Below are 17,660 nucleotides of genomic sequence, written 5' to 3' on the forward strand. Positions count from 1 at the left end.
CCAAGCGGTTGGTCACGCCCTGTTCGTGGTGATCACTGCGGCGGCTCAGCTTGATCCGCCGTTGACTCGAGTGGATCTGGGCTCATCCCCTGCAGATATTGGAACAACTCGCTGTCGGTAGAGATAACGAGAGTCGTATTTTTGGTTATCACCGACTTATACGCCTGCAAGCTCCGAGTGAATTGGTAGAACGTCACGGATTCTGGGCTCTGATTGTAGGCCCGAGCATAGATATTACTGGCCTTGGCATCGGCCTCACCGCGGATCTCCTCCACTTGGCGGTAAGCTTCCGATTGAATTTTGTTGAGTTCCCGCACCCGATCCCCGCGGATCCGTGCCGCCTCGCCGTTACCTTCAGATAGAAATCGTTCGGCAATTTGGCGCCGTTCGCTGATCATTCGATCATAGATTTTCGGGCGTACGCTCTCGTTGTAGTTGATGCGCTTGAAGCGAATATCGAGCAGCTCAATGCCGAACACCTGCACTTTTTCCGCCGCCTCCACGAAGATCTCCTCTTCAACCTGCTTACGCCCCTTGTGGATCGCCACCCAAGCGGCGCTGTCTGCGGTGCGTTCGGCGCCACTCAATAGGGCGTCACGCAGCGGTACCCGATCTTTGGTGGTGCGGATTATCTCTATCAGTTTGTGCTTGGCAACGGCGTTGCGGGTCTCGCTGCCAAGAATGTCGTCCAAACGAGACTGAGCGCTGCGTTCATCCCGCAGCCGCAAAAAGTATTGCAGCGGATCGGTGATGCGCCAGCGGGCAAACAGATCCACAGAGATGTAAAGTTTGTCTTTGGTGGGCATATCCGATGGATTGCCGTCCCATTCCAGCACCCGTTTATCGATGGCGTTCACCACTTGAATAAACGGCAGTTTCAGTTTCAAACCCGCCTCGGTTACCGGCTCTGCCACCGGCTTACCAAATTGGGTAATGATCACCTGCTCCACTTCACTGACGGTATAGACCGAGCTGTACAGCAGGTAGGGGGCCACTACCGTGAGCATCACTACGCCAACCCACTTAATTCTACTCATGGCTTTATCTCGCTGGTTGGAGTGAGGTTTAGCAGCGGCAACACGCCACCGGCCTGCTGATCGACGATCACCTTGGTTTTTATCCCCGGCAGCACCTGTTGCAAGGTTTCGATATAGATCCGCCGCTGGGTCACTTCTGGCGCCTTTTGGTATTCAGCCAGCAAGGCGCTAAAGCGTGCAGCATCGCCTTCAGCTTCGTTGATTCGTTTGAGGCGGTAGCCGTCGGCTTCGCGGATCCGCTGATCTTTCTCACCTTCTGCCAGCGGGATCACCTTGTTGTAATCCCGCCGTGCCTCGTTGATCAGCTTTTCTTTCTCCTGCTGGGCTTGGTTAACCTCATTGAAGGAGTCTTGCACTGGTAGGGGTGGGTTGATGTTTTTCAGCTGCACTTGGTCGATGCTAATGCCCATCACATATTTGGTAGAGAGACGCTGCATCTTGGCGAGGGCTTCAATCTCTATCTCTTGGCGGCCAACGGTGATCACCTCGTCCACGGTGCGATCCCCCACCACTTCGCGCATTACCGATTCCGACACATAGCGCAGGGTTTCCGCGGGCTCGCGCACCTCAAACAGAAACTTAACCGGATCGGCGATGCGATACTGCACCACCCACTCCACCAAGGCGGCATTGAGATCACCGGTCACCATCTGGGTTTCCCGCTTTTGATCTCGCGCTCTGGGGCTTTGATAGGGATCGTTGGCACCGGGGGTGGCAAAGCCAAACTCCTGCTTAAGCTGACGCTTAACTGGCACAATGGTGGCAATATCCATCCCCAGAGGCAGCTTAAAATGCAGCCCTGGCGGTACTTCGTGGATATATTTGCCGAAGCGTTGCACCACCGCCACTGAGTCGCTGGGCACGGTGTAGTAGGCGGTCCAGAGGGTGTAGATGGCAAACAGCAACGCCAGCAGCAGTGCAAAACCAGAACGACGCCCCTTGGGTGAGGCGAGCTGCAATCGCGCCAACCACCTAGTGATCACCAATTCCAGCTGCTGATCCGCTTGGTTCTTATCGCCCCAGGGATCTTGCTGACCGCCATTGTTGCCTTGATTCGCCATTACTGTTCTCGCTTTTGCTAGCACGGCACCTTGGATCTCTCGCGCCGCTCGCGGCACGCTGCAATTGCGCTGGATTGATCACTGCAGAGGTATAGTGAGGTCAGGCATTGCAATGACATATCGATGCAATCTAAGCCACAGGCTACAGCCGCAACGGGGGCCGAGTCGGTTCGCTATCGAACACAAACGCCGATTTATCCGCTCAGCAGCTTGCGAGCCCAGTGATATGGGACTGTACTGCAGCAAGAGTCTGTTGCTGCTTGGCAGCGATGATTTTCGTTCTCAGCTTGGGTAGCACCAATGTCTTTGTGTGCACAACAAAACCGTTTATTGATCTCGTTGCCGGCCAAGGTGCAGCAGCGGCTGTTTCCCTATCTCAAGCCGGTTATGCTGCCACTGGGCAAAGTGTTGTACGAGTCTGGCGAAACCCAGCATCAGGTTTACTTTCCTACCGATGCGATTATTTCTTTGCTCAATGTGATGGAAGATGGTTCCTCTGCCGAGATTTCGGTGGTGGGAAATGAAGGGCTAGTGGGCATAAGCTTATTTATGGGCGGTGGCAGCACCCCCAGCCGCGCCCTAGTGCAAAGTGCCGGTTCTGCCTTGCAACTGTCGGCACGGCGCCTTAAAGATGAGTTTGACCGCCACGGCGATCTGTTGTTGTTACTGCTGCGATATACCCAATCTCTTATTACCCAGATGGCGCAAACCGCCGTGTGCAATCGGCACCACAGCATCGACCAACAGCTGTGCCGCTGGCTATTGCTGTCACTGGATCGGCTGCCGGGAAATCAATTGATCATGACGCAGGAGTTGATCGCCAACATGCTTGGGGTACGCCGTGAAGGGGTGACCGAAGCAGCAGGTAAGTTACAGAAGCTGGGGGTGATTGAATATCACCGTGGCCACATTACCGTGCTCAACCGGCCGCGACTTGAAGCGCTGTGTTGCGAATGCTACGCGGTGGTTAAGAAGGAATCGGATCGATTGTTATCTTGGTGATCAGCCTTTAAACCAGCAGCAAACCAGCGTCTTGGCTCTGCTTCTGCGTTGACTGGTGGGTGACTGAGTGTTGACTGAGCTGTGGCTAGGGGCGTGACTCGGCGTGTCGCTGAAGTGCGATGGCCTCGATAACGGTCAATATTGGTGGGGGAAAGCAGCCCATTTCTCGCTTGACGCTGCCGTCCCATAGCGCAGTTCTAGCCCAATATCAGCACCTTGTTGCGATAAGTTGTCACGTTAAACGTTAGGCTAACGATGCCATTTATCGCCATTCCAGTTTCTCTATTCAGGCTTAGTTTGTTGCTGACTAAGCCTTAGATGGTTCCGGTTTTGGGCGCTGCTCAGCAGGGTTACTGCCTTTCTTACTTGGCTGGCCTTTATGACTAAAGACCTTGCCGCCGGGCGCCCTTGGGGCCGCTACGGTGGCTTTTTTCACTTCAGGTGACTTGTCCATTTTAACCTCGATATCGCCCCGCCACCGGCGATATTGTCGGCTGCAGGAAGAGCCACTATCTGCCCATTTTCAGCCGTTGTCGGTTCGCTATCGCACCTTGGACGTACATTTGTGCGTCCTGTTGTCCAGTTAAACCAAGCCATGGGGATCAAGCAGCTTGGCCAGCCGCTGTGGGTCGATGTCGGTCATTTCAATGGCCACATCCAATACGGTTCGATTTTCGGCGTAAGCCTGCTTGGCGATGGCTGCCCCTTGGTCGTAGCCAAGCAGCTGATTCAACGCGGTGATCAACACCGGATTGCGGGCTAAGGTTTGCTCAATACGGTGTTGGTTAATGGTCATGCCCGCGATCGCCTTATCCGCCAGCGAGCGCGCACTGTTGCTGAGTAGTTCAAGGCTTTGCAGCAGGTTATGGGCGATAAGCGGTAGCATCACGTTAAGCTGAAAGTTGCCAGACTGCGCCGCCAAGGTGACGCAGGTGTCGTTGCCGATCACCTGTGTCGCCGCCATCGCCACCGCTTCGGGGATCACCGGATTAACCTTGCCCGGCATCATGCTGCTGCCCGGCTGCAGCGCTGGTAACTGGATCTCCCCCAAGCCCGCCAGCGGGCCACTGTTGGACCAACGCAGATCGTTGCTGATCTTAATCAATACCACCGCCAGGGTTTTCAGCTGACCGCTTAGCTCCAGCGCAGTATCTTGAGCGCTGATCGCCGCAAAGTAGTTATCCGTTAGCGTCAAAGCTAGGCCAGTTTTGCGCGCCAACTGGTTGCAGGCCCGCTGGCCAAAACCAGCGGGGGCGTTGATCCCAGTACCGACCGCGGTGCCCCCCAGCGCTAATTGCTGCAGGTGCGGCTGCAGCGCAGTAAGCCGTTGCCGTGCCTGTTGCAACTGTGCCTGCCAGCCGCCCAGCTCTTGGCCAAAGGTCAGTGGCATCGCATCCATCAGGTGAGTGCGGCCAGTCTTGACCACCTCAGTCAGCTGGTTGGCTTTTTGTGCAATCACCGCAATGAGATGATCCAGCGCTGGCAGCAGCTGCTCTGTCAGCACCAGCGCCGCGCTTAGATGAATGGCGCTAGGGATCACATCGTTAGAGCTCTGGCTCATGTTCACTTGGTCGTTAGGACTTACCGCTGTCCCAAGTTGACGCGAGGCCAAAGTGGCGATCACTTCATTGAGGTTCATGTTGCTGCTGGTGCCCGATCCGGTCTGAAACACTGCCACCGGAAACTGCGGCTGGTAGCGCCCCAAACTGATCTCATCCGCCGCCAGCGAGATAGCCTGTGCCACCGCAGCCGGCAGCAGGCCGAGTTCAGCGTTGCTGTGGGCGCAAGCGCCCTTAATCAACGCCAAGGCACGGATAAACACCGGTGCCATGGTGATGCCACTAAGGGTAAAGTTATTGACTGCCCGCTGAGTCTGGGCGCCGTAAAGGGCGTGGATGGGAACCAAAACCTCGCCCATGGGATCGGTCTCGGTTCGATAGTTGCTGTCAGCCATGGTGCACCTCTGCTACCGCCTTAAGTCGCTACCTTTAACCCTAGCTGCAGCGGTGCTGGCAGCGCTGCTATTCGAGGATATCTAGCGGCCATGGCGTGTTGAGCTAACGACTAGCCCTTTTTCGCTTTGGGGCTGGCTCGGCGCTTACGCTTAAATTTGGTTGGTGCCACCTTAGGCAGTTGACGCAGGGAAGCTGGCACATCGCCGCTTTTCACTTGGGTCATCAAGGCGGCGATGCTCTGCTCCAGTGCTGCCATAAAGGGCTGATAGGCTATCTGTTTTTCCGCCATCTGTTGCAGCTGGCTTTCCCATTGGGCGGTCATATCGGGGTAACTGGCGCTGTCCGGCAAGGCACCAATCAAGGCGTTGGCGGCAACGGTGGCGTGGATGCTTTTGCCTTGGCGCTGCAGCAACTGGCGCTTAAACAGCAGCTCAATGATGCCAGCCCGAGTCGCTTCGGTGCCAAGGCCATCGGTCTCTTTTAAGATCGCTTTTAGGCTGCTGTCTTGCACAAAGCGGCCAATGCCAGTCATCGCTTGCAGCAAGGTGGCTTCGGTAAAGGCTTTGGGCGGCTCGGTGACGCTGTCTTTAATTTGGGCATCGGTGCACAGCAACTGCTGCCCCTCGGTCAGTGACGGCACATAGCTGCTCTCTTTCTCTTTTTCTGGCCCCAACAGCGTGCGCCAACCGGGCTTGAGCAGCTGCTTGCCTTTGGCCACAAAGCGGCCACCGGCGATCTCGAACTCCAGTTTGCTCTCCGCGTACTCGGCGGCGGGATAAAACTGCATCAGGTATTGCCGCGCCACCAGTTGATACACCTTGGCTTCATCGGCACCAAGGCGATTACCGCCACCGGCTTTGGGGGTGGGGATAATGGCGTGGTGCGCTGACACCTTGCTGTCGTTCCAGCAGCGCGACTTTTGCCCCAGATCTGCGCCGCCGGTTGCCTTGGCTAAGTCGCTGTCATTGCTGGCGATGGCGGCAATCACCTTGGGCGCATCGGCCAGGTGGCCTTTGGGCAGATAGCGACAATCTGAGCGCGGATAGGTGATGAGCTTATGCTGTTCGTACAGTTTCTGCGCCGCCGACAGCACCTGCTGTGCCGACAAGCCAAAGCGCTTAGAGGCATCGATCTGCAGCGCCGATAACGAATAGGGCAATGGCGCGATTTGCTTGCTTTGCTTGTGTTGACTCAGCTTAACCTGCGCCGGTTGGTTGATGATCCGCGCCGCTACGTGTTCCGCCAGTTTGCGCGCCAACAAGCGTCCCTCTTCATCCAGCCAATCGCTGCAGGCGTCACTGGGTTGCCAGCGGGCGCGGATCTGCCGTTGCTCGTGGGGAATAATGGCATCCAATTGATAAAACGGCTTGGGAACAAAATCGGCGATCTGCTGATCTCGACGCACCACCAGCCCCAGCACTGGGGTTTGCACCCGCCCCACCGACAACACCCCGCCGTAGCCCGCTTGCTTGCCCAGCAAGGTGTAGGCGCGAGACATGTTCATGCCGTAAAGCCAATCGGCGCGGCTGCGCGCCAAGGCCGACACCGACAACGGCGCAAACTCGCGGTTGGGTTTAAGCTGCTGCAGCGCTTTTGTTACCGCCGCAGGGTTTAGATCGCTTACCAGTAACCGCTGCACCTGTTGTTTACGGGCACCGCTAAGCTTCAAAAAATCCAGCATCTCGTCCACCAGCAGCTGCCCTTCTCGATCCGGATCGCCCGCGTGCACCACCTGCTCTGCTTGCTTCAGCAACTTGCGGATCACCCCGATCTGCTGGCTCATCCCTTTGCGTGGCTTTAATTGCCATTGGTCAACGGTGATCGGCAAGGTATCCAGCCGCCACTGCTTGTAGCGTTCATCGTATTCGTCGGGATTCAGTTGTTCTAATAGGTGGCCGACACACCAAGTGACGCAATCGCCATTGGCCACTTCAATGTAACCTTGGTGACTTTTATGGGGCTTGGGTAACACCGCGGCAATGGCGCGGCCTAGGCTGGGTTTTTCGGCAATAATCAGGCGTTTCATTGATAATCACAGGCTGCTGGAGTGGCTACAGAGTACCGTTAGCCACTCGGCGCGGCAACAAAACACTGTATAAATAACCATGCTTCGAGCTTGCTGCCATTTTTGCCCACCTCTGCCTTGCAGCTTGGGCCGGAAATTCCGACAATAACTACAGCATGTTATTCATTAAATAAAAAATCATAACGGTACAGCATGGTTAATTTGGATTGGTTACAAACGTTTTGCACCTTGGTCGAAACCGGTCATTTCACTCGTACCGCAGAAAAACTGGCGATGACCCAACCGGGGGTGAGCCAGCAGATCCGCAAATTAGAGCAGCATTTCGCCCAGCCGCTGCTATTGCGTGAAGGCAAAAAGTTTTCGCTCACCGAAGCCGGTGAGCAGGTGTATCGCCAAGCGCGGCAAAGTTTGATTGAACTGGCGCAATTAGAGCAAAGCCTTGGCCAAGATGATCCCCATGCAGGGCGGTGCCGGATCGCTTCGCCGGGCAGCGTTGGTTTGAAGCTGTACCCCATCAGTTTGACCCTGCAACAGCAGCACAGCCAGCTGCAAATTGAGTATCAATTTGCCCCCAACGACGGCATTGAACGGCAACTGGCTGAACGCCACTTGGATCTGGGCTTGATGACCCGCGCCAGCACCCTGCCGGAACTGCAATGTCAGCCCTTTGCCAGCGAAGCCCTTTGTTTAGTTACCCCTGCAAATTGCCACGACGTCAGTTGGGACAGCCTGATGCAGCTGGGTTATCTGGATCACCCCGATGGCCGTCACCACGCCAACCTGCTGTTAGCGGCGAACTACCCGCAATTTGAACAGATTGAGCAGTTTCCACGGCGGGGATTTTCCAACCAAATTGGCTTACTGTTAGAGCCGGTGGCACTGGGACTGGGCTTTATCGTGTTGCCATTGCATGCGGTGCGTGCCTTTGCCGAACAGGACAAAATTAAGATCTGGCCGCTCGAGACCCCCATCGAAGAAACCATCTATTTAGTCAAACGGCGCTACCAAGTGAGCGCCGCTCGCATTGAACTGTTAACCCATTGCTTTAGCCAAGCGTTGCAGCCGACTTAACCCAGCAGCAACAGGGCCGCCAGCGCCCACATCACGGTACCGATAAGAAATTCCAACACCTGCCAAGCGCGGGGGCGCAAAAACAACGGCGACAACGCCCGAGCGCCAAAGCCAAGAGCGTAGAAAAACACAAAAGAAGCGCTGATGGCACCCAGTGCGAACAGCTCAAGCTGCCCTTGAAACTGAGCCGCAACCGAGCCCAGCAACACCACGGTATCAAGGTAAACGTGGGGGTTAAGCCAAGTAAACGCCAAGCAGGCCAGTGCCGCCTGCCAACGGCTTTGTTGACCGTTTTTACTGGCAGTTAGGTTGTGACGCTGAGTAAAGGCACTGCGAAAACTGAAGAAGCCATAGGCCAGCAGAAACGCGGCTCCGCCAAACTTGGCCCACTGCAGTAATTGCGGCACTTGCTCTATCAGCTCGCCAAAACCAAATACCCCGGCGCTGATCAAAATGGCGTCCGAGCCTGCACAAATGGTGCATACCATCCACAGATACTGGCGTTGCACCCCTTGGCGCAACACAAACGCATTTTGCGCCCCGATCGCTAAAATCAGCGATAACCCTAAACTGAAACCGGCCACTATTGCGTTCACTGCAGATCCTCTTTACATAAAAAAACGCCGTTCCAAGAACAGCGTTTACTATCAACCCGTTAGGTTACGGCATCATCGGTGCATTGCAAGCTGGCCAATGCTAATTGTTGAGTTTGCTCTCAAGCAGTTGCTGGCGCTCGCCATCAGACAAAAACGCCGCCTGCACCCCATTACGCTGGATCTGCGCTAACTGCGCCGCAGTAAGCCCAACCTCATCGTGCGCCAGTTGATACTCCTTGCTGAGCGTGGTGCACTCCACCCCAGGATCATCGCTGTTTAAGGTGATGCACATGCCCGCCTCAACAAAATCGTTAATCGGATGCTGCGCTAAACTCGACACCGTGGTGGTTTGCAGGTTCGAGGTTAGGCAGGATTCCAGTGGGATTTGGCGGGTGGCCAGATATTCCATCAGCTTATGATCCGCAGCGGCATTAACCCCGTGGCCAATACGCTGAGCCCCAAGCCGTTCAAGCGCATGCCAGATGCTTTCGGCTCCGGCCGCTTCACCGGCGTGCACGGTAATGTTCAGATCGGTTTTGTGCACCTGCTTAAAGTGCGGTTCAAACAGATTGCCGGGAAAGCCCAGTTCATCGCCGGCCAGATCCACCGCCACAAAGGCGTGCTGGCGCGACAAAATGGCGTCTAACTCGCGTTGGCACGCCTCTACCCCAAAACTGCGGCTTAAAATGCCAATCAGCTTGGCCTGACAATCAAAGCGTTTCAGCCCAGCTTGCACCCCAGCGACGGTGGCATCAATGACCGCTTCGGGGGCGATGTGGCTAAAGCGCCCCATGTAACTTGGCGAAAACCGCAGCTCAGCGTAATCGATGCCATCTTGCTGCAAGTCTTGGATGTTTTCATAGGCAACCCGATAGATCGCCTCTTCATCAACCAGTACTTTTACGCCCCAATCCAGCTTTTCTAAAAACGCCACCAAACTGGGTTGGTTCCCCACTGCACTGACGTGTGGCATTAAGCTGTCTAAATCATTGCCCGGCAATGCGATGCCGTGCTTTTGCCCTAATTCCAAAATGGTTTGGGGGCGAATGTTGCCATCTAAATGGCGGTGAAGATCCACAAGAGGTAGCTTGTTATTGATCATATTAGTCTCCTAGTGGCATTACGTTATATCTGTAAGTAACTGTAGCTCGGCCAATTGTCGATAGAGCGAATTCTGCGTTAACAATTGCTGATGATCACCAATCGCGCTGATCTGACCGTTATCCAACACCACAATGCGATCGGCATTTACCACCGTGGCCAAGCGGTGGGCAATAATCAAGGTGGTGCGCCCCTGCATCAATCGATCCAGTGCTTGCTTCACCAACGCTTCATTATGTGCATCCAGTGCCGAGGTCGCCTCGTCCAGCAGTAAAATCGGTCTATCCGCTAACAACGCCCGCGCAATGGCGATGCGTTGCTTTTGACCGCCGGATAACTTTACCCCCCGCTCCCCTAGCTGACTGTGATAACCGTCTGACATCAACGAAATAAACTCATCGGCGCAGGCTGCCTCACAGGCGGAAATAACCTCTTGTTCGCTGGCATCGGGGCGGCCGTAACGCACGTTCTCTAACACCGAAGTGGCGAAGATCACCGGCGCTTGGGGCACCAGCGCAAATTGGGCGCGCCACAGCTGCGGATCCACCTTATCGATGCTAACCTCATCCAATAGGATCTGCCCTTGTTGGGGTTGATAAAAACGCTTTAACAGTTGGAATATGGTTGATTTGCCCGCACCGCTGGGGCCCACCAAAGCGAGGCGTTCGCCTGCGGCAATGGTCAGCGACAGCTGCGCTAACACCGGACGGTTTGGATCGCTTGGGTAGGCAAACGCCAGTGCCGAGAGGGTTAATTGTCCCTGCAGTGGCTGCGGTAATGGTTGTGGATCAGCTGGGGCGCTGATCTGCGGCAACACCTCGGTTAATTCACGCAGGCGATCAGTGGCACCGGCAGCCCGCTGCACTTCGCTGATGACCTCGCTGATGGTGGCCACCGCCCCTGCGGCCAACACCGCATAGAACATGAAAGCCGTCAGCTGACCGGCGCTCAAATCGCCGTTGATCACTTCAATGGCACCAATCCAGCTCACCACGGTGATGGCCGAGATCGACAAGATCATCACCGAAGCGATTAAGCCGCTGCGATAGCGGATCCGCACTTTTGCGGTATCCATGACCGCCTCGACGTGATTCGAGAATTTATCGCCATCCCGTTGCTGATGACCGTAGCCTTGCACGGTTTGGATCTCGTGCAGCGTTTCGTCGATGTGTGCGCCAAGGTGAGCAACCCGATCTTGGCTGTGGCGCGAGAGCAGCCGCACCTTGCCACCAAAAAAGAAAATCGGCACCAACACCAGCGGCACCGCCACCAGCACTAACGCGGTTAACTTCATTGAGGTGAAGCCCATCATCACGATTGCCCCAAGCACGGTGACCATGCTCCGCAGCGCCATCGACAAGCTCGAACCCACCACGGTTTGCAACACCGTGGTGTCAGCGGTAAAGCGTGAGATCACCTCGCCGGTACGGGTGGATTCAAAGAAGTCTGGCGAGAGGCTAAGCAGATGATCATAAACCTGTTTGCGGATGTCGCCACTGACCCGCTCGCCCAGCCAGCTCACCAGATAAAAACGCACAAACACCGCCATGCCACCAACAAAGTTGATCAGCAACACCAGAGTCATGGCACGATTTAATGCGCCAATTTCGCCAGACAGGAAGCCTTCATCCACGAGGATCCGCACGCCCTGCCCCAAGGCTAACCACGTCACCGAGCCCACAAGCAGCGCCACCATTGCCGCCGCCACTCGCCAGCGATAAGGCCGGACAAATTGCCACAACCACGCCATTACGCCTTGCTTCACTGGATCCACTCAGTTACCTATCCCATCGATTAACATGCTGTAACCCTGTGGGAAAAGCCGACGTTAGGCAAGCAAAAGCAGCACACTGAGCCTCGCAACCACAGCGCTTTTTGTTAGTAACGGTAACGCAAGCTGTCTTCCCAGCATGGTTCGCAGCGACCGCCCTGACCAAGTGCCCTGCCATCGCGGAAAGCAATGGGTCTAATTCCATCATTTCACGGCTGTTTTATCCCATTGCCAGCGCGTTAATTGGCTGCCAAAACGCTATAATAGCCGCCTGCTCTTGCCACATCGGCTGGATCCAAGGAATAAGCATGATCCCCATTCGCATCGCCACTTTTAACGTCAGCATGGAAGCGAGTAACTATCGCCGTCACCCCCGCGAGCCACTGCAACCGGATGCGTTGCAACAGCGATTGGCCACCGGCCGCCACCGCCAGATCCGTAACATTGCCGAAATCATTCAACGGGTTCGTCCCGATGTGATCCTGCTTAATGAGTTTGATTACATAGCGGATAAAACTCAGGGGATCGACGCTTTCAATTGCAACTACCTGAACCGGCCCCAGCGTGGTGCCAAAGCCATTGATTACCCATACCGCTACGTGGCGCCAGTGAACACCGGCGTACCAAGCCCATTTGATATCGATGGCGATGGCGTTGCCAGTGGCGTCGGCGGAGACGCGTACGGCTTTGGCTTTTATCCCGGCCAATACGGCATGGCCTTGCTGTCGCGTTACCCAATCCAAACAGAACAGATCCGCACCTTTCAGCACTTTCGCTGGGCGCAGATGCCCAACCATCAACCGATCCACAACCCCGATGGCAGTCACTTTTACGATGCCGCCACCTTCGCAGGGTTAAGGCTGTCGTCAAAATCCCATTGGGATCTGCCGCTGTTGATCCAAAATCAGCCACTGCACATTTTGGCCGCACACCCAACCCCACCGGTGTTTGATGGCGCGGAAAAACGCAATGGCGCCCGCAACTTCGATGAGATCCGCCTCTGGGCTGATTACCTGCAGCCCAACAACAGTCACTACCTTAGCGACGATCAAGGTGGCCACGGTGGCTTTCGCGGCGATGCCCCCTTTGTGGTGCTGGGGGATTACAACGCCTCGGCCGATGAAGGCAACAGCCGCAGCGGTGCCATTGAACAATTGCTTCACCACCCAGCCATCAATGCCAGTGAGATCCCAACCAGCAGCGGCGGCCGCAACCACAGCAGCACCAACCCCCTTGGTGCACAGCACACCGCCGCGTGGCGGGCACGGGTGGATTACGTACTGCCATCCAAGCGCGGCTTAACCATCCGTAACAGCGGCGTTTTCTGGCCAACGAAAGATCAGCCGCTCGCCCGGTTAATGCAACAGCGCAGTGATTCATCGGATCACCGCTTAGTGTGGCTGGATCTGCATCTGCATCTGCACCAAGCAACCGCTGATACCGATTAATCCGCAGGCTCTGTCCCGAACGTTCATTTCTCAACCATAATCAGTGCACTGGGATGCCGCCTTGCGGCGTTAAAGCAATGGATTGCGACAGAGTTGAGCAAGGGAAGCATGACGCTACTGAACAAAATGGTGCTGCGGCTGGCGCTGGCCAACGTGTGCTTGTTGCTGCTGGTGCTTGGTGCTTTTGCCTTGCTGCAATACCAAAGCCTGCAGCAGCAACAGCAACGGTACCTAACACAGCAAAGCGATTACTTTGCCGCCAATTTAAAACCAGCATTGATTGCGGCAGATAAGCCACTGATCCGCACCATCATGGCGGATCCGCAGCCATTGTCACGGCTCGCCAATGGTCGCTTAGAGCTTGCCAGCGGCGAACTGCTTTGGCGCCAAGATGGCCCCTTTATTCCCACCCTTCACAGCCACAGCGTGTTGCTGGAACAGCAGCTGCGACCGCTGGCCAGCTTAAGTTTTAGCACCAACCCCCAATGGATCCACGCTCAACTGTGGCAACAGTGTCGCCAACTCGCCGTGGCGCTCATTGCCGCATTGGTACTGGTGAACGCCTTGAGCCTGCTGTTGCTGCAAAAACTGTTAAAGCCGCTGCAAAGTTTAAGCAGCCAAGCCCAAGCGATAAGCCAACAACAAGCGGTGCCAGCACTGGATTGCAACAGTACGGTGCAAGAGTTCAACCACATTGGCTACGCCATTAAGGTGATGTCGCGTCAAATGAATCAGCTGATCACCGAGCAAGCGGATCGCACCGATAAGATCCGGCAGCGGCTGTATCACGATCCACTCTCTGGCCTTGGCAATCGACTGTTGCTGCAATCCAGCATGGAAACCTGGATCAAAGAGGGCAACTGCGGCGTGCTGATCCTGCTGCATATGCCCAGCCTAAGTGACAGCCGCAAGCTGGGGCACGAATCCGGCTATCGCAGCCAATGCCACAAACTTGAACAACAGATCCAGCAGATGCTGGCGCTTACCCACCATCTCACTTTAGTGCGACTGCACGAACACGAGCTGGGGCTGCTGATCACCGACATTCTTGAAGACGAACTGCAACCGTTGGGGCAAAAGCTGGTTAACATGGTTAGCCAGACCGCAGAGCAGCTGCAAAGCAAAGATTTAGCACGCCATAAAGTGGTGATGCTGTTCAGCGTGGCCCCCCACGATCCGAGCGCGATGATGGCCAAACTAGACAACCTACTGGCCAAAAACACCCATCAGGATCATCGTCAGGCGATCATCCGCCAGCACAACCAACAAGGGATGGTACGCGGCCGCCGCCAATGGGTTGAACTGGTTGAAAGCGCCATTACTCAACACCAAGTGGTGCTGCGCCAACAGGCGGCGCTCAGCCCCGATGGTAGCTTGTTACATTACGAAGTGCTCAGCCAGCTGTTGCTGACCGGTGAATCTTGCAGCGCAGGGCAATTTATCCCCGCCTTAGAAGCAACCGGCTTCATCGCCGAGTTTGATAAGTACGTGGTCACACAGGTGTTTACTCGGATCGGCCAGCGTAACAAAGGGCCCGTAACCGCCATCAACCTGTCGGCGTATAGCCTCAGTGATCCCGGCTTTTTGCGTTGGCTTAAGCATCAATTGCTGATCCAAACCAAGCTGAAAGAGAAAGTGGTGTTTGAGATCCCAGAAGCGGCGTTTTTTCACCAACGGGAAGAAAGCATGCTGGCCTGTGAGTTGATTGATGCCGCCGGATTTCACTTTGCCATCGACCATTTTGGCCGCCACTTACAAGAGATAAGCTACCTAACCGAACTGCCGCCACCGCAGTACGTTAAATTGGATTACCTCTACAGCCAACGATTGCACGAAGAACAACAGCGCGAACTGCTGGCAGCGCTGTGCCGCACCACCCAAAACCTGGGTTTAGTTACCATCGCAACTCGGGTCGAGAACACCGATCAGCTCAGTTTGTTTCAGCAGCTTAACGTTGATGGCATCCAGGGCTACATCTCTTACAACTGGGAAGAAGCGCGTCACCTGTGATCTGATCGCTAATCTTTGCGATCGTTTTTAGGCTTAAAGAACGCATTAAATAACGTGGCTGGGTTGAAATCCTGCATCCGCTGTAACTCTTGCTGCCACTGTTGTTGTTGCGCCAACAGGCTCACCATCGATTGCTCTAACCACTGCCCCGCCATGCCGGTCATGTGGCTGTCATACAATCGTATTATCTCTTCCAGAAACTGATTGGTCAGTACCGACTTCTGCCCTTCGCTTTCCATATCGGCCAGCACTTGCAGTAGCACCTGTCGGGTCATGTCTTGTTCTGTTTTCGAATCAATAACCGTAAAAGCCTGATAGCTTTTGATGTAGTCGCGCACCTCAACCAAGGTGATGTAGCGCTTCAATTCAGTGTCGTACAAACGACGATTGGGATAACGCTTGATCAGTTTCATCGTGCAGTGCCACATAGGTTTTGGCTGATTGTAGTAATTTCCCCCGCACAACGGTAGCTATTGATGTTGTTTATTGAGCACTTTTATCCATTTATGAAGTTTTTGTGCAGTGCACAATATCCGCTTGACCGCTGCCGCTGCTGCTCCTACATTAAGCCTGCACATTGTGCGGTGCACAATGCTACGCCAACCTCATGGAGCAAGAGTTATGTTGAACGACATCAAGCAACAAATGGAAGACGGTCTGCAGCGCAGCATCGAGCAACAAGTGAAGCTGCAGGAGCTGCAAACCCAGCTGCTGACGGAAGTGGCAACTCGCAATAACGAGTACCTAACCGAAGTGCTCAAAAGCGGTTCAGAGATCGGCCAAGGGTTAAGTGAATGCCGCACGCCGATGCAGTTACTGGATAAGCAATCAGAGCTGGCCAGCAGCTTCAGCAGCAAAGCGGAAGCCTACGTTAAGTCCAACATGGACACCTTAACGAGCTTTAGCACCACCGTGGCAGAGCTCACTAAAGCGTACTGGCAAGTGCCGGCAACGGCAGACGCCCCAAAGCGTAAAGCGGCCACAAAATAGCTGCTTACAACGCAAAACGCCCATCACTGGGATGGGCGTTTTTTGCAACGGCACAGTCACTGGCGTTATCCGCCTGACATCAATCGCTGCTTTTGGGTTTCGCTTTCGGCTTCGGCGCGGGCTTTTTGCCCTTAAGCACGTTGGCCAGATGGTCTTTTTCTTTCGCCAAATACAGTGCTAACTCTTCTTGTTGCGACTCTTCCAGCAGTTTCGATGCCGCCAACAATGGCACCAGCTCATCCGCCAGATCCAACATCTTGTCGTAGGCATCTGCTTCCTGCTTACTGGAAAAAGTCATTACTTCCTCACCTTTGCGTTCCACCACGTACTTGACGATCACCGCCATGGCTGCGCCCCTTTCAAAATAGCAATGTTAAGAAAACAACATGTTAGCAGAGAGCACTGGATAAAAAAACAGTGCTGTTAACGCCCTTTTACCCCAGCGGCTGCCAAGGTGTTATCGATGTTGGCAACCGTGCCTGCATCCACCGATACAAACCCTCGGGGTTCAATGCCCTGTAGCTGCGGCTGCAAGTGCAATTGCGCCAGTGCCTGCTGCAACGCGGTGCTATAGCTGCCAGCCGGTTGAGTCATCCAATAGTTGTTCGGAAACATCGGGCTGGTCCAGATAATACGGATGTCGCTGGGATCCACACTGCCATCACGTACCGCCTGCTGATAAACCTGATAGCTTACCGCCCCGACGTCCACTTGGCCGCTTTTTAACTCGGCTAAGATCTGCTGCTGTGAACGGAAGTAGCGGATTGAGCGGAACATATCCGACACTTTTTGCTGATAAAGCTGCTCTAGATAATATTGCGGTAATACATTGGATGAAGATGAGTTTTTAGGGCCAAGCGCAATTCGAAACGGCGCCAACTGGCGGCCATCAAACCATTGTTGTGGTTTTAAGCCGGTGGCAGTACGCGCCACAATATAGAAGCGGTAGAACTGGTCGTCGTACCCCTGGGCGGTATGTTCCACTTCGGGTAAAGCACGTCGCAACTGATAGCTGGTGATCAAATTCACCCAGCCAAAATCCAGCTCTCCGGCCACCATTTTATCCACTATCTGCTGGCCACTGCTGATCGGCACTCGTTGCACCGGCTGTTGCAGTTGCTCGCTAAAATACAGATCCAGCGCCGTTAACTGCGACGCTGTTAATGGCTGCTCGCTCGGTTGCCAAATCGCGTACTGCAACGGCTGCGCCAGCACTGACGTACTAAGCAATATCGCAACAGCAAGAATCCACCGACACCACATTTTATTTACACCTTGGTTTTGAGGCCTGAGATTCTACGGCAACATCATAAGAACCCAAGTAATACCGATAACTTTTCACCAACAATTTGAAGCCAATCATGTTACGGCTGAAATGGTTTCATTCTCGCCGCCATCTCTTTGATGTGAACACGGTGATCCGCGATATTTTTCTCGATTGCGGCAATTTTGCTCGCGATCGGCCTCTGCCATTTACGCTAACGTGCCGCTTTGTCTGTGCGCTCGAATAAATAAAAAACGTTAAATCAGCAACTTGTTTCGGTGATGTCACAAAGGGAGTTTGCCAAAAACGTTGAAGCGGTCTTAGCTTA

The 17,660-nt window shown here is 54.7% G+C and carries 15 protein-coding genes; 5 read left to right on the plus strand and 10 right to left on the minus strand.

What is annotated here, in order from left to right; genetic code table 11:
- Positions 1 to 32: 32 nt before the first annotated feature.
- Both hflC and hflK read right to left on the minus strand, forming a co-directional pair.
- Positions 33 to 1,037: a protease modulator HflC gene (gene hflC, locus Q0796_RS07595; RefSeq protein ID WP_298441666.1), complete on the minus strand. Its 1,005-nt coding sequence runs from the start codon at positions 1,035 to 1,037 to the stop codon at positions 33 to 35.
- A complete protein-coding gene (gene hflK / locus Q0796_RS07600; RefSeq protein WP_298441667.1) occupies positions 1,034 to 2,098 on the minus strand; it encodes an FtsH protease activity modulator HflK in 1,065 nt (354 codons plus the stop codon). Before hflK ends, hflC begins: the two co-directional genes overlap by 4 nt.
- A 300-nt stretch (positions 2,099 to 2,398) precedes the next feature.
- On the opposite strand from hflK, the gene Q0796_RS07605 reads away from it, so the two are divergent.
- Positions 2,399 to 3,100 (plus strand): Crp/Fnr family transcriptional regulator, encoded by a 702-nt coding sequence (locus Q0796_RS07605; protein ID WP_298441669.1) that lies wholly within the window; start codon positions 2,399 to 2,401, stop codon positions 3,098 to 3,100.
- 583 nt (positions 3,101 to 3,683) lie between these two features.
- Here the strand turns inward: Q0796_RS07605 and Q0796_RS07610 are convergent.
- Together Q0796_RS07610 and Q0796_RS07615 are read right to left on the minus strand one after the other, a co-directional pair.
- Positions 3,684 to 5,054 (minus strand): class II fumarate hydratase, encoded by a 1,371-nt coding sequence (locus tag Q0796_RS07610; protein WP_298441670.1) that lies wholly within the window; start codon positions 5,052 to 5,054, stop codon positions 3,684 to 3,686.
- A gap of 110 nt (positions 5,055 to 5,164) precedes the next feature.
- Positions 5,165 to 7,081, minus strand: a complete 1,917-nt coding sequence (locus Q0796_RS07615; RefSeq protein WP_298441672.1) for a DNA topoisomerase III — start codon at positions 7,079 to 7,081, stop codon at positions 5,165 to 5,167.
- Between the two features lie 192 nt (positions 7,082 to 7,273).
- Between Q0796_RS07615 and Q0796_RS07620 the strand changes: the two genes are divergently transcribed.
- Positions 7,274 to 8,152 carry a LysR family transcriptional regulator gene (locus tag Q0796_RS07620; protein ID WP_298441673.1) on the plus strand — a complete coding sequence of 293 codons (879 nt, stop codon included), beginning with the start codon at positions 7,274 to 7,276 and terminating at the stop codon, positions 8,150 to 8,152.
- On the opposite strand, the gene Q0796_RS07625 is transcribed toward Q0796_RS07620, so the two are convergent.
- The 3 genes from Q0796_RS07625 to Q0796_RS07635 form a co-directional block, all read right to left on the minus strand.
- Entirely contained in the window at positions 8,149 to 8,748 is a 600-nt protein-coding gene (locus tag Q0796_RS07625) for a LysE/ArgO family amino acid transporter (RefSeq protein WP_298441675.1), read from the minus strand. The two genes, Q0796_RS07620 and Q0796_RS07625, sit on opposite strands and share 4 nt — an antisense overlap.
- A 100-nt stretch (positions 8,749 to 8,848) precedes the next feature.
- Positions 8,849 to 9,850 (minus strand): adenosine deaminase, encoded by a 1,002-nt coding sequence (gene add / locus Q0796_RS07630; RefSeq protein WP_298441676.1) that lies wholly within the window; start codon positions 9,848 to 9,850, stop codon positions 8,849 to 8,851.
- A gap of 18 nt (positions 9,851 to 9,868) precedes the next feature.
- A complete protein-coding gene (locus tag Q0796_RS07635) occupies positions 9,869 to 11,599 on the minus strand; it encodes an ABC transporter transmembrane domain-containing protein (protein WP_298441781.1) in 1,731 nt (576 codons plus the stop codon).
- A 329-nt stretch (positions 11,600 to 11,928) separates the two neighbouring features.
- On the opposite strand from Q0796_RS07635, the gene Q0796_RS07640 reads away from it, so the two are divergent.
- A complete protein-coding gene (locus tag Q0796_RS07640) occupies positions 11,929 to 13,068 on the plus strand; it encodes an endonuclease/exonuclease/phosphatase family protein (protein WP_298441678.1) in 1,140 nt (379 codons plus the stop codon).
- A 108-nt stretch (positions 13,069 to 13,176) separates the two neighbouring features.
- Positions 13,177 to 15,078: an EAL domain-containing protein gene (locus Q0796_RS07645; RefSeq protein WP_298441680.1), complete on the plus strand. Its 1,902-nt coding sequence runs from the start codon at positions 13,177 to 13,179 to the stop codon at positions 15,076 to 15,078.
- 8 nt (positions 15,079 to 15,086) lie between these two features.
- Here the strand turns inward: Q0796_RS07645 and phaR are convergent, their stop codons facing one another.
- Positions 15,087 to 15,491 carry a polyhydroxyalkanoate synthesis repressor PhaR gene (phaR, locus tag Q0796_RS07650; protein ID WP_298441682.1) on the minus strand — a complete coding sequence of 135 codons (405 nt, stop codon included), beginning with the start codon at positions 15,489 to 15,491 and terminating at the stop codon, positions 15,087 to 15,089.
- A 208-nt stretch (positions 15,492 to 15,699) separates the two neighbouring features.
- On the opposite strand from phaR, the gene Q0796_RS07655 reads away from it, so the two are divergent.
- Positions 15,700 to 16,068 carry a phasin family protein gene (locus Q0796_RS07655; protein WP_298441685.1) on the plus strand — a complete coding sequence of 123 codons (369 nt, stop codon included), beginning with the start codon at positions 15,700 to 15,702 and terminating at the stop codon, positions 16,066 to 16,068.
- 79 nt (positions 16,069 to 16,147) lie between these two features.
- On the opposite strand, the gene Q0796_RS07660 is transcribed toward Q0796_RS07655, so the two are convergent.
- Together Q0796_RS07660 and Q0796_RS07665 are read right to left on the minus strand one after the other, a co-directional pair.
- Positions 16,148 to 16,414 (minus strand): YebG family protein, encoded by a 267-nt coding sequence (locus Q0796_RS07660; RefSeq protein WP_298441686.1) that lies wholly within the window; start codon positions 16,412 to 16,414, stop codon positions 16,148 to 16,150.
- A gap of 77 nt (positions 16,415 to 16,491) precedes the next feature.
- Complete coding sequence (locus Q0796_RS07665) at positions 16,492 to 17,331, minus strand: PhnD/SsuA/transferrin family substrate-binding protein (protein ID WP_298441688.1); 840 nt, start codon at positions 17,329 to 17,331, stop codon at positions 16,492 to 16,494.
- Positions 17,332 to 17,660: the final 329 nt, after the last annotated feature.

Source organism: uncultured Ferrimonas sp. (assembly GCF_947489035.1).
GTDB lineage: Bacteria > Pseudomonadota > Gammaproteobacteria > Enterobacterales > Shewanellaceae > Ferrimonas.

Bases quoted from the DNA above. Each gene is read 5' to 3' on its own strand.
- hflC (WP_298441666.1), bottom strand. From the start codon at position 1,037: ATGAGTAGAATTAAGTGGGTTGGCGTAGTGATGCTCACGGTAGTGGCC.
- hflK (WP_298441667.1), bottom strand. From the start codon at position 2,098: ATGGCGAATCAAGGCAACAATGGCGGTCAGCAAGATCCCTGGGGCGAT.
- Q0796_RS07605 (WP_298441669.1), top strand. From the start codon at position 2,399: ATGTCTTTGTGTGCACAACAAAACCGTTTATTGATCTCGTTGCCGGCC.
- Q0796_RS07610 (WP_298441670.1), bottom strand. From the start codon at position 5,054: ATGGCTGACAGCAACTATCGAACCGAGACCGATCCCATGGGCGAGGTT.
- Q0796_RS07615 (WP_298441672.1), bottom strand. From the start codon at position 7,081: ATGAAACGCCTGATTATTGCCGAAAAACCCAGCCTAGGCCGCGCCATT.
- Q0796_RS07620 (WP_298441673.1), top strand. From the start codon at position 7,274: ATGGTTAATTTGGATTGGTTACAAACGTTTTGCACCTTGGTCGAAACC.
- add (WP_298441676.1), bottom strand. From the start codon at position 9,850: ATGATCAATAACAAGCTACCTCTTGTGGATCTTCACCGCCATTTAGAT.
- Q0796_RS07635 (WP_298441781.1), bottom strand. From the start codon at position 11,599: ATGGCGTGGTTGTGGCAATTTGTCCGGCCTTATCGCTGGCGAGTGGCG.
- Q0796_RS07640 (WP_298441678.1), top strand. From the start codon at position 11,929: ATGATCCCCATTCGCATCGCCACTTTTAACGTCAGCATGGAAGCGAGT.
- Q0796_RS07645 (WP_298441680.1), top strand. From the start codon at position 13,177: ATGACGCTACTGAACAAAATGGTGCTGCGGCTGGCGCTGGCCAACGTG.
- phaR (WP_298441682.1), bottom strand. From the start codon at position 15,491: ATGAAACTGATCAAGCGTTATCCCAATCGTCGTTTGTACGACACTGAA.
- Q0796_RS07655 (WP_298441685.1), top strand. From the start codon at position 15,700: ATGTTGAACGACATCAAGCAACAAATGGAAGACGGTCTGCAGCGCAGC.
- Q0796_RS07660 (WP_298441686.1), bottom strand. From the start codon at position 16,414: ATGGCGGTGATCGTCAAGTACGTGGTGGAACGCAAAGGTGAGGAAGTA.
- Q0796_RS07665 (WP_298441688.1), bottom strand. From the start codon at position 17,331: ATGTGGTGTCGGTGGATTCTTGCTGTTGCGATATTGCTTAGTACGTCA.